Source organism: Paraburkholderia bonniea (assembly GCF_009455625.1).
Taxonomy (GTDB): domain Bacteria; phylum Pseudomonadota; class Gammaproteobacteria; order Burkholderiales; family Burkholderiaceae; genus Paraburkholderia; species Paraburkholderia bonniea.
This window is the reverse complement of the sequence record NZ_QPEQ01000001.1, coordinates 17,834-27,656: the sequence shown is the minus strand read 5'-3', so window position 1 is coordinate 27,656 and position 9,823 is coordinate 17,834. Positions and strand designations below refer to the sequence as shown.

General features: G+C 59.1%; 8 protein-coding genes. 3 read left to right on the top strand and 5 right to left on the bottom strand.

Annotation, left to right across the window (positions count from 1 at the left end):
• Window positions 1–391: 391 nt before the first annotated feature.
• The 4 genes from htpX to def all read right to left on the bottom strand — a co-directional run bounded on the left by htpX (window position 392) and on the right by def (window position 3,646).
• Complete coding sequence (gene htpX / locus GH656_RS00105) at window positions 392–1,249, bottom strand: zinc metalloprotease HtpX (RefSeq protein WP_153074025.1); 858 nt, start codon at window positions 1,247–1,249, stop codon at window positions 392–394.
• Between the two features lie 134 nt (window positions 1,250–1,383).
• The gene (locus GH656_RS00100) at window positions 1,384–2,028 is read right to left on the bottom strand and encodes a LysE family translocator (RefSeq protein WP_153074024.1); all 645 of its coding nucleotides are present in this window, start codon (window positions 2,026–2,028) and stop codon (window positions 1,384–1,386) included.
• A 100-nt stretch (window positions 2,029–2,128) separates the two neighbouring features.
• Window positions 2,129–3,112, bottom strand: a complete 984-nt coding sequence (gene fmt, locus GH656_RS00095; RefSeq protein WP_153074023.1) for a methionyl-tRNA formyltransferase — start codon at window positions 3,110–3,112, stop codon at window positions 2,129–2,131.
• A 30-nt stretch (window positions 3,113–3,142) separates the two neighbouring features.
• Entirely contained in the window at window positions 3,143–3,646 is a 504-nt protein-coding gene (gene def / locus GH656_RS00090) for a peptide deformylase (RefSeq protein ID WP_153076492.1), read from the bottom strand.
• Window positions 3,647–3,885: 239 nt separating this feature from the next.
• Between def and dprA the strand changes: the two genes are divergently transcribed.
• The 3 genes from dprA to GH656_RS00075 all read left to right on the top strand — a co-directional run bounded on the left by dprA (window position 3,886) and on the right by GH656_RS00075 (window position 8,460).
• Window positions 3,886–5,130, top strand: a complete 1,245-nt coding sequence (gene dprA / locus GH656_RS00085; RefSeq protein WP_153076491.1) for a DNA-processing protein DprA — start codon at window positions 3,886–3,888, stop codon at window positions 5,128–5,130.
• A 58-nt stretch (window positions 5,131–5,188) separates the two neighbouring features.
• Entirely contained in the window at window positions 5,189–5,569 is a 381-nt protein-coding gene (locus GH656_RS00080; RefSeq protein WP_153074022.1) for a thioredoxin family protein, read from the top strand.
• A 275-nt stretch (window positions 5,570–5,844) separates the two neighbouring features.
• Window positions 5,845–8,460, top strand: coding sequence for a DNA topoisomerase III (locus GH656_RS00075; protein ID WP_153074021.1), 2,616 nt, complete (start codon window positions 5,845–5,847; stop codon window positions 8,458–8,460).
• Window positions 8,461–8,699: 239 nt separating this feature from the next.
• On the opposite strand, the gene GH656_RS00070 is transcribed toward GH656_RS00075, so the two are convergent.
• The gene (locus tag GH656_RS00070) at window positions 8,700–9,806 is read right to left on the bottom strand and encodes a LysR family transcriptional regulator (RefSeq protein WP_153074020.1); all 1,107 of its coding nucleotides are present in this window, start codon (window positions 9,804–9,806) and stop codon (window positions 8,700–8,702) included.
• Window positions 9,807–9,823 lie beyond the last annotated feature (17 nt).

Here is a 9,823-nt window from a genome sequence, read left to right as displayed (position 1 = left end):
TTGTAGCTTGGTGAATTGTCTGGCGAGTTGCCCGGTGGATAGGTGCGGCTGGTTTGGCCTGGTTTGGTTGTTTGACTGGCGTGGGAATCGGGCTGGCGTGCGGATGTTTTTATGTTGTGTGGGGGAGGGCGGTGGCGCGGGAGTCGGTTGTGTGAGACTGGGTTTGGACTGGGTGCTTGGTTTCGGCAATCTGCTCACGCATGCATGAGGTGTTTTTCTTTTTGAGGCGTGCTTAGCCATGCCTGTGCGGGCTACTGGCTTGGAGTCCATGGAAACCCAGCGTCTTGCGTTTTTGAACCTCAAAAACACCAAGGGGCGAGCCTTGAAGCTCGCCCCTTGGTGGCTTGACCTGGCAGTGGGCAAGAAAACGTTTTCCTTGCCGTGCGCCCGGTTATTCGAAACGCCCTGTGCGCGCCATTTCCATCAGACGGGCGATGCGTTCTTCCGTTGCCGGGTGGGTGCTGAACAGGTTGGCGATGCCCCGGCCGCTCAACGGATTCATGATCATCATCTGTGCCGTGGCGGGATGCGCTTCGGCGGTTGGGAACGGAATGCCGCTTGCGTAGCGATGAATTTTATCCAGCGCGGACGCCAGCGCCTGAGGGTCCCCCGAGATTTGCGCGCCACCCCGGTCCGCTTCGAATTCGCGTGAACGGGAAATGGCCATCTGGATCAGCCCGGCCGCGATCGGAGCCAGCAACGCGACCGCGATACTCACGATCGGGTTGGACTGCCGGCCATTTTCATCGCGGCTACCGAAGAACATGGCGAAGTTCGCCAGTGCCGAAATTGCACCTGCCATCGTGGCCGAAATAGTTGAAATGAGAATGTCACGATGCTTGACGTGCGCCAGTTCGTGCGCCATCACGCCGCGCATTTCACGCTCTGACAGCACGCGCAGAATGCCGGTTGTGGCGGCGACTGCCGCGTGTTCCGGGCTGCGGCCTGTCGCAAAGGCGTTGGGTGCGTCTTCGTTGATGAGATACACGCGCGGCATGGGCAGATTGGCGCGGGTAGCAAGCTCACGCACCATTCGGTAGAACTGTGGCGCGCTGGCTTCATCGACTTCCTGGGCGTTGTACATGCGCAGGACCATCTTGTCGGAGAACCAGTATGAAAAGAAATTCATGCCGATGGCGATAAGGAGCGCGATCATCATGCCTTTCGAGCCGCCCACCATACCGCCGATGATGATGAATAACCCCGTGATAGCTGCCATTAGCACGGTGGTTTTGATCCAGTTAAACATATTCAGTGCTCCTTGCCCGCATGCGGGTTTCTGTCTGGTTGCTACGGTATTTCCGCTGCGCAAGCGGGTATGGGCTCGCGCAGGCAGCTGATTGTAAGTGATTTGTTAGATAGGGGTGTGTGCGGAAAATTCAATCACTGCACGGTGGTGGCGAGTTTCACGCCAAGGCCGACGAAGGCTCCGCCCACCCCCCGGTCCAGCCATTTTTTTGCGCCAGGTTTGCTGGAGAAGCGGTGCGTAACGCTGCCTGCGATCCATGCCACGAAGCTGTTCCACGCCATGCTCATGATGACGAACACGACGCCAAGCGTTAAAAACGCGAGGGTTTTGTGTGTGCTGGTGGTGCTGACGAACTGCGGGAAAAACGAAATAAAAAACAGCACGACCTTTGGATTGAGCACATTGGTCCAGAACCCTTGCAGGAACAGTTGACGCAGTGATTTATACCCGCTGGCCAATGGCGCAGCACCGGCTGGGCCAGACGCGGCCGGGGCCCGGGTAAGGATCAGGCGGATGCCGAGATAGACGAGATAAATCGCCCCCGCGAATTTGATGACCGTAAAGGCCGTGGGCGAGGCCGCCAGCAATGCGGTTAGCCCGAAAGCGCAAGCCAGCGCGTGGACGCAGCATCCCGCCGAAATGCCCAGCGCCGACATCAGCCCAGCGCTACGGCCCTGCGCCACGCTACGGCCAACGATGTAAGCGGTATCTGGCCCGGGGGTGACATTCAGCAGAAAAACCGCGAGCAGAAAAAACGGGAAATGAACGATATCGAACATGAAAACCTCGGATACAGGGCGGCGCACGGGAAATTCTAGCGTGCGCTAACGCGGCTGGCGACTAGGCCAATTGGCCGATGGTGCGAGGAAAAACGGCCTGCTACTGTGATTCCTGTAGCGAGAAATGCTGCCCTGCTGCCAGGGTTGAGCCCGTGAGAAAGTCCGCAGCAGGTAGCCGCTTGCCTCCTGGTTTCTGAAGTTGCGTGAGACGTAGCGCGCCCGTGCCGCAGGCCACGACAACGCCTTCTGGCGAGATCTCGATGATGCTGCCAGGCGTGGCGTTATGAGGCGTGGCGAGAGCGGTGGCCGCCCAGATTTTCAGCGTGGCACCGTCTAGCGTGGCGATGCCGCCAGGAAACGGATCGAACGCACGCACCTGCCGGGCTAGTTCGATGGCTGGGCGTCGCCAGTTCAGCAGCGCTTCGTGCTTGCTGATTTTTGCCGCGTAGGTCACGCCGCTTTCGGGTTGGGGTGTGGCGGGCAGGGTGCCTGTGCGTTCAAGTTCTTGTAGGGCTTGCACGATTAATTGCGCGCCCGCTTCTGCCAGGCGGTCGTGCAGTGAGGCGGTTGTGTCGTCATCGTGAATGGGCGTGCGGGCTTCCGCGATCATCGCTCCGGTGTCGAGGCCCGCGTCCATTTGCATCAGCGTGATGCCGGTTTCGCTGTCACCGGCTTCGATGGCCCGGTGAATAGGCGCAGCACCGCGCCAGCGCGGCAGCAACGACGCATGAATATTGACGCAGCCGTGCGGCGCGATTTCAAGCACTTCCTGCGGCAGCAGCAAACCGTAGGCGGCTACCACCATGACATCGTGGGGGGTGGCGCGTAACTGGTCGATGGCGGCGGCGGCTTCGGCGGGAAATTTGCCATCGCGGCGCAGGGATGGTGGCTGGGCCAGGGCGAGATGCGCTGCTAGCGCATCGCGTTTGACCGGGCTGGCCTGGTGTTTCATGCCACGTCCGGCTGGGCGGTCCGGTTGGGTGAGCACGAGCGGCACAGTGAAGCCTGCTGCGCGAATCGCGTTGAGCGCCGCGGCAGCAAATTCTGGTGTGCCAGCGAAGACAACGCGTAGCGAATGGCTCATGTAGGGGTAGCGAAAGCAGAAAAAGAGGGGTTACATCGCGTGCGCGAGTTTTTTCAACCGGCTGCGGATTCGGGTTTGCTTGAGCGGTGACAGATATTCGACAAATACCCGGCCCATTAAATGGTCCATCTCGTGCTGAATGCACACGGCGAGCAGCCCTTCGCAATCAAGTTCGAAGGTTTCGCCGCGCTCATTGAGGGCTTTTACGCGCACTTTTTCGGCACGCTCAACGTTGTCGTAGATGCCCGGCACGGAAAGACAGCCTTCTTCGTATAGCTGCTTTTCAGCGCTTGACCAGATGATTTCCGGGTTGATGAAGGCGAGCAGTTCGTCGTGTGTTTCAGAGACGTCGATCACGACCACACGCTCATGCACGTCCACCTGGGTTGCCGCGAGCCCCACGCCGGGAGCGGCATACATGGTTTCAGCCATGTTTGAGACGAGTGTGCGGATACGGTCGTCTACCACTTCGACGGGCTTGGCGATCTTGTGCAGCCGTTTGTCGGGGTAATGAATGATGTTGAGCAAGGCCATGATTTTGAAGTGATGTTTGAGTGCCGTTTGCACCCGGAGGGAAGGTTGCCTGATGAAGCCATGCAGGTGGCGTTGCAAGAGGTGAAATCAAGCGGTAGCCGGGCTTTTCAGGGCCGCTTGCACGCTGTGTGGGCCAGGTGCTCGCGCAGTGCCAGACGGCTTTCTGGAAGATTTTGAATGGCGAAAATTCTAGCATGGCGCTGTGCCACCCGCTGGCCGTGCGCCAAGGACTGATCTATATGCAAACCCTGCCGTTGACTGAAACCGAGCTGGCCGCCTGGTTGCGGCTTTCCACTGCGGCAGGGCTGAAGCCTGCCGCAGTGCGCACCTTGCTTGAGCTGTTCGGTTTGCCGGATGCGATATTCGGGCAATCGTTTGCGGCGTTGGCTAGCGCGACCAGTGTTGCTACCGCGAGGGCCGTGCTCAACGAGCCTGGCCCGGATTTTTACGTCCGCGTCGAGGCGTTATGCCTATGGTGCGCGACGCCTGGGAATGCGCTGCTGACCTTAGCCGATCCCGCGTATCCACCCGCCCTGCTCAATATGGCTGATCCGCCGCCATTGCTGTACGCCAAGGGGCGTATCGAACTGCTGCAGCGCAAAAGCGTGGCGGTAATTGGCAGCAGGAATGCAACGGCACAGGGGATTAGCGATGCCTTCTGGTTTTCGGGGGAGTTTTCCAGGGCTGGGCTTGCGGTGGTCTCCGGATTGGCGCTTGGTATTGATGGCGCGGCTCATCGTGGGGCGCTCGCTGGGCCCGGTGGCACCGTGGCGGTGATCGGGACGGGGGCCGATATCGTTTATCCCGCCTCGCATCTGGCGCTATCCAGCGAGATCGCGTCAACGGGCGTGATTCTCTCGGAATGGCCGCTGGGCACGCCGCCGCGTGCGGCGCACTTTCCGCAGCGCAACCGGCTGATCGCCGGGCTGGCGAGTGGGGTGTTGTTGATTGAGGCCGCGATCCGTTCGGGTTCGCTGATTACCGCGCGGCTCGCCAATGAAATGGGGCGCGATGTTTTCGCGTTACCGGGTTCGATTCACGCACCGCTTTCGCGTGGCTGTCACCAGCTCATTAAGCAAGGGGCGAAGCTGGTCGAAACGCCACAAGACGTGATGGAGGAATGGGGGCTGGCTACGTCCGGGCAGGCCGCAGCCACTGCCACCACAGCCGCTGCCACCGCCACCGCCATTAAGGAAGTTGCTAGCCGAGGCAAAACCGTGAGAACTGCGCGTGCCCGCTCGCAGGCGGGGTTGCATGCTGGCGTTCAGCCTCTTTCAGCGGCGGAGAACCTTGCCAGCCTTCCACCGGACGCTTTGCAACTACTGGATGCGCTGGGCCATGCCCCTGCTCCGCTGGAGACGCTGGTGGCACGCACGGGCCTTTCCGGTCCCACGCTGCAAAGCACGCTGCTGTTGCTTGAACTGGCGGGGCATTTGACATTGATGCCGGGAGGACGCTATGCCCGGACGCACACTCATAGGTAAATTCACCGTGCTACATTCGCGCCACATTTATTTCGTCTCAAGCTTGTAAGGACCACCCATGCCCGCGCTGAACCTCGACACCGATTCGGACCGGATCGCCGAGCGCGTCAAGCATCCCGAAACATTGTTCGTCGCATGCTTATGCGCCGATTGGTGCGGTACATGCCGCGATTACCAGGTGATGTTTAATCAACTGGCCGAGCGTCATCCCGCCATCTGTTTTATCTGGATTGATATCGAAACCCACGCGGATCGTTTCGATGACCTCGATGTGGAGAATTTCCCGACGATCCTGATCGAAGATGCAGAAGTCACGCGCTTTTTTGGCATGGTGCTGCCTCAGCCAGCGATCATCGAACGCATGCTGGTCGACCTGAGCGCGCTGCCCCGTGTGGTAGGGGCGCCGAAGCTGCGGCCTGCCCTGGCGCTGGTGCCGTAGCGCGGGTGCCGGAGCATCACTCAGCGCAGGGATGGCCCCATTGAAGCGCGTAATACAGTCATCACATGGCGCCGTAACCTGCCTTAACCGGATGCTCAGGCAAACCCGCTGGCATCACTTGCCCCTTTTTATTTGCTGGCACGCGCCGTTGTAGCGCCGTGTGCTATAAAGCGGTCGTTAACAGATAGCCAACCAGGGTTGCTCGCCTGGGGCCAGCTATGCTGGGGCTGCAAACCCGCAGTAAAAACCCCCGATTTCCCAACTCACATCCAGTCATGTCCAAAGCACTCATCATTGCCGAAAAGCCTTCTGTTGCGAACGATATCGCACGCGCTTTGGGTGGTTTTACCAAGCATGACGACTATTACGAAAGCGACGATTACGTCCTTTCTTCAGCGGTGGGCCATCTGCTGGAAATTGCCGCGCCAGAAGAATACGAAGTCAAACGCGGCAAGTGGAGTTTCGCCAATCTGCCCGTGATCCCCCCGCATTTCGACCTTAACCCGATTGCAAAAAGCGAATCGCGCTTAAAAGTGCTGACGCGCTTGCTCAAGCGCAAAGATGTCGATGCCCTGATTAATGCCTGTGACGCGGGGCGCGAAGGCGAGCTGATTTTCCGCCTGATCGCGCAGCACGCGAAAGCCAAACAGCCGGTTCAGCGTTTGTGGCTGCAATCCATGACTCCGGCCGCAATTCGTGATGGTTTCGCCCATTTGCGCAGCGATCAGGATATGCAGCCGCTGGCTGACGCCGCACGCTGCCGCTCCGAGGCCGACTGGCTGGTGGGGATCAACGGCACGCGGGCGATGACGGCGTTTAACAGTAAGGGCGGCGGTTTTTTCCTGACGACCGTGGGCCGGGTGCAAACCCCGACGCTGTCGATCGTGGTTGAGCGTGAAGAGAAGATTCGCCGTTTCGTGCCGCGTGATTACTGGGAAGTGAAGGCTGAGTTTGTTTGTGCCGCGGGTTTTTACGAAGGCCGCTGGTACGACCCAAAATTCAAGCGTGATGAGTTTGATCCAGAAAAGCGCGATTCGCGGTTGTGGAGCTTGCCTGCTGCTGAAACCATTGTGGCCGCCTGTCGTGGCCAGATTGGCGTGGTCAGCGAAGAATCAAAGCCCTCTACGCAACTGTCGCCTGCGCTGTTCGATCTGACCAGCTTGCAGCGTGAAGCCAATGGACGCTTCGGTTTCTCGGCCAAAAACACACTGGGCCTGGCCCAGGCGCTGTATGAAAAGCACAAGGTGTTGACTTACCCGCGTACCGATGCTCGCGCTCTGCCGGAGGACTATCTGGATACCGTGCGCGGCACGCTCGATATGCTCAAGGAAAGCAACAACTATCTGCCGTTTGCCAAGCAGGTGCTGGACCGGGGCTGGGTCAAGCCGAACAAGCGGATTTTCGACAACTCAAAGATCAGCGATCACTTCGCTATCATCCCGACGTTGCAGGCCCCCAAGGCTTTGTCTGAGCCGGAGCAAAAGCTGTACGACCTCGTGGTCAAACGCTTTCTGGCGGTGTTTTTCCCGGCGGCTGAATACAAGGTCACTACGCGTATCACTGAGGTGGCGGGGCATCAGTTCAAGACTGAAGGGAAGGTGCTGGTTGAGCCGGGCTGGCTGCAGGTTTATGGCCGGGAAACCAGTGGAGAAGATGCCAATCTGGTTGCGGTGCAGAAAAACGAGAAGGTCAAAACGGACAAGATCGCGGCTCAGCAATTGGTGACCAAACCGCCTGCGCGCTACAACGAAGCCACGCTGCTGTCGGCGATGGAAGGCGCGGGCAAGTTGGTCGAAGATGACGAACTGCGCGAAGCCATGGCGGCCAAGGGGCTGGGCACACCAGCCACGCGTGCGGCGATTATCGAAGGGTTGCTGGGCGAAAAATATCTGGTCCGCGAAGGCCGCGAGATGATTCCAACGGCCAAGGCGTTTCAGTTGATGACGCTGCTGCGCGGGCTTGGCGTAAAAGAGCTGACGGCACCTGAGTTAACCGGCGAATGGGAATACAAGTTGTCGCAGATGGAGCGCGGCAATTTGCAACGCGATGCGTTCATGCAGGAAATTGCCCGCATGACCCAAACCATCGTTAAGCGTGCCAAAGAATACGATTCGGACACGATCCCGGGCGACTACGCGACGCTCCAGACGCCCTGTCCTCATTGCGGTGGCCAGGTGAAAGAGAACTACCGGCGCTTTGCCTGCACCAAGTGCGAATTTTCGATTTCGAAGATTCCTGGCGGCCGTCAGTTTGAAATTCCCGAGGCTGAAGAGTTGCTGCAAAAGAAAGAGATTGGGCCGCTTTCAGGGTTTCGTAGCAAGATGGGGCGGCCATTTTCCGCGATCCTGAAGCTGACGTTCGACGACGAAATCAAGAACTACAAGCTCGGGTTTGATTTTGGTCAGGATGCGGGAGGAGAGGACGGTGAAGTGCCCGACTTTTCTGCACAGCAACCCGTGGGGGCGTGCCCAAAATGCCAGTCGAATGTGTTTGAGCATGGCATGAGCTACGTCTGTGAAAAGTCGGTGGCCAATCCTAAAACCTGCGATTTCCGTTCCGGCAAAGTGATCCTGCAACAGGAAATCGCCCGCGAGCAGATGGCTAAGCTGCTAGGTGAAGGGCGAACTGATTTGCTGACAAATTTCAAATCATCGCGTACTGGCCGTAACTTCAAGGCGTTTCTGGTGAAGCAGGGCGACGGCAAGATCGGCTTTGAGTTCGAGAAAAAAGCGCCTTCGGCCAAAGCTGCGGCGAAGGCCAGTGCGGCAGAAGGCGATGACGCAGAGGTAGCGGCCAGCGTGGTACCGGCTAAAAAAGCCGCTGCGAAAAAAACTACCGCAGCGAAAAAAGTGCCGGCGAAAAAGGCCGTCGCGCGCAAGACGGGCTCTTGATGCGAAGGTGGCGGACCTGGCAGTGACTGGACGATTGCTGCCTGGTTCGCACGCTGGCCGATAAAAAAAGCACGGTACGTGTCGCCACGTATCGTGCTTTTTTATTGCCCGGAAGCTGCTGCGCCGCAGTGCTGGTTTTCTATCCGCTGCCTGAGTGGTGCTGAGTGCTGCCTGAGCGGCCTATAGCGGCCTATTCCCGCAATACACGCCAGCGCCTGGTATCTACCCAACTCATTTCGCTATAGCGACGAAACAGCGGCCACCCGTGAAGGCGCAGATTTTTTCGGCGCTGGGGTCGGCGTCAACGGCTGTTCGTGCTCAGCTTGCCCGGATTCGGCCCCCGTGTTGTCGAATGCCGCCTGAGCCGGTGCCACCGGGCTGCCCGGGTTGTGCGCTGCTCCGAGGCCTGGATGGACCATACCGTCCTTGATCCATTGTTCGCCTAGCAAACCATTCGGCGTCTGGCCGAAATGTTCGACCAGATGGTCAATGAAGGTTCGTACTTTGGCGGGCAGGTGACGTCGGCTTGGATAGGCGATGTTGATCTCGACTTGCGGCAGCCGGTAATTGCCGAGCAGGCGGACCAGCTTGCCTTGCGTCATGTCCTGGCCGATCAGGTAGCTTGGCAGGATCGCAATGCCCATGCCGAGCAGCGCGAACTGACGCAGCATTTCGGTGTTGTTGGCCGCAATTACGTTCGATGGCCGCACGCGCACCTCGCCATCTGGCCCGGTGAAGACGCGCTCGTCACCCCAGTACTCCGATGGCAGGCTCAGGCACGGATGCTCCAGTAAATGCTCGGGGCGGGTTGGCATGCCATGGGTTTCGAGGTAGCCAGGGGTGGCACAGACCGTCATGCAACCGGTTGTCAGGCGGCGTGTCACGATACTCGCGCTGCGCATTTGCCGGGCAATCACGATGCCAATGTCGAAACCTTCTTCCACCAGATCCACCTGGCGATCTACCAGCGTCACGTCTGGCACGACTTTCGGAAATTGCTCGATGTAGGTCTGGAGGACCGGCGCGAGGTTATGCAGGCCGAATACCACAGGTGCCACCAGGCGCAGTGTGCCCACGGGTTCGTGATTGCGCGCTACCACCATTTGTTCGACGTCTTCCAGCTCATCGAGAATCTGGCGGGCGCGTTCGATATACACCTGGCCTGATTCAGTCAGCGACAGGCTGCGCGTGGTGCGGTTCAGCAGCCGAGTGCCAAGGCGGCCTTCCAGGTCAGCAACGTGGCGTGTGGCCACGGCATTGGAGATATCCATCGAACTGGCGGCGCGGGCAAAACTGCCCAGATCAGCCACCCGGACGAATACTTTCATCGACTGTAAATGGTCCATGAGACAGAACTCCGATC